A 1728-nucleotide genomic window follows, 5' to 3' on the forward strand; every position below is an offset into this window, starting at 1 on the left:
TTGCTCTTTAACAATTTGGAAAGCTGACGAATAACAACAATCCCCATATCTTTGATATGCGTTGTTATTCAAATTAAAAGTTCTCAAATCCTAAATCTTATGATTTAGGTACCAACACACATTCAAGTGTTCTTGGAAGTAACGAAAGTTACTTATATTTGAGTCCGGCAAAATCGTGTCTGCACATGTATAAAAATGCAGACAACTTTGGTGACTAACAAAGACCCTTTGGGGTTGTATGGTTAAGTGACTAAGCGTACACGGTGGATGCCTTGGCAGTCAGAGGCGATGAAGGACGTATTAACTTGCGATAAGCCCAGATTAGGTAGTAAAAACCTGTGAGTCTGGGATTTCCGAATGGGGAAACCCACTTACATAAGTAAGTATCGCTGCGTGAATACATAGCGCAGCGAGGCGAACCGGGGGAACTGAAACATCTAAGTACCCCGAGGAAAAGAAATCAACCGAGATTCCGAAAGTAGCGGCGAGCGAAATTGGACTAGCCCTTAAGCTTTTAATGAGACAGGTGAAGGCTCTGGAAAGTGCCGCGATACAGGGTGATAGCCCCGTAACCGACATCTCATCATCAGTGAAATCGAGTAGGGCGGGACACGTGTTATCCTGTCTGAATATGGGGGGACCATCCTCCAAGGCTAAATACTACTGACTGACCGATAGTGAACCAGTACCGTGAGGGAAAGGCGAAAAGAACCCCTGTGAGGGGAGTGAAATAGAACCTGAAACCGTGTACGTACAAGCAGTAGGAGCACCTTCGTGGTGTGACTGCGTACCTTTTGTATAATGGGTCAGCGACTTATATTCAGTAGCAAGGTTAACCATCTAGGGGAGCCGTAGAGAAATCGAGTCTTAACTGGGCGTCGAGTTGCTGGATATAGACCCGAAACCAGGTGATCTAGCCATGGGCAGGTTGAAGGTTGAGTAACATCAACTGGAGGACCGAACCGACTAATGTTGAAAAATTAGCGGATGACTTGTGGCTAGGGGTGAAAGGCCAATCAAACCTGGAGATAGCTGGTTCTCCCCGAAATCTATTTAGGTAGAGCCTCGGACGAATACTACTGGGGGTAGAGCACTGTTAAGGCTAGGGGGTCATCCCGACTTACCAACCCTTTGCAAACTCCGAATACCAGTAAGTACTATCCGGGAGACACACGGCGGGTGCTAACGTCCGTCGTGGAGAGGGAAACAACCCAGACCGCCAGCTAAGGTCCCAAATTATAGCTAAGTGGGAAACGATGTGGGAAGGCTTAGACAGCTAGGATGTTGGCTTAGAAGCAGCCATCATTTAAAGAAAGCGTAATAGCTCACTAGTCGAGTCGGCCTGCGCGGAAGATGTAACGGGGCTAAGCTATAAACCGAAGCTGCGGCAATGACTTTAGTCATTGGGTAGGGGAGCGTTCTGTAAGCCGTTGAAGGTGTGTTGTAAAGCATGCTGGAGGTATCAGAAGTGCGAATGCTGACATGAGTAACGATAAAGGGGGTGAAAAACCTCCTCGCCGGAAGACCAAGGGTTCCTGTCCAACGTTAATCGGGGCAGGGTAAGTCGACCCCTAAGGCGAGGCCGAAAGGCGTAGTCGATGGGAAACGGGTTAATATTCCCGTACTTCTTACAATTGCGATGGGGGGACGGAGAAGGCTAGGTGGGCCTGGCGACGGTTGTCCAGGTTCAAGTGCGTAGGCTTGAGAGTTAGGTAAATCCGGCTCTCT

1 rRNA gene is annotated in these 1728 nt (G+C 48.3%); it reads left to right on the plus strand.

Annotation, left to right across the window (positions count from 1 at the left end):
* Positions 1-240 precede the first annotated feature (240 nt).
* A 23S ribosomal RNA gene (locus tag ACQEXP_RS21160) occupies positions 241-1728 on the plus strand; the annotation flags it as partial.

It is taken from the genome of Vibrio sp. TRT 1302 (assembly GCF_050113875.1).
In the GTDB taxonomy this organism is placed as follows: domain Bacteria; phylum Pseudomonadota; class Gammaproteobacteria; order Enterobacterales; family Vibrionaceae; genus Vibrio.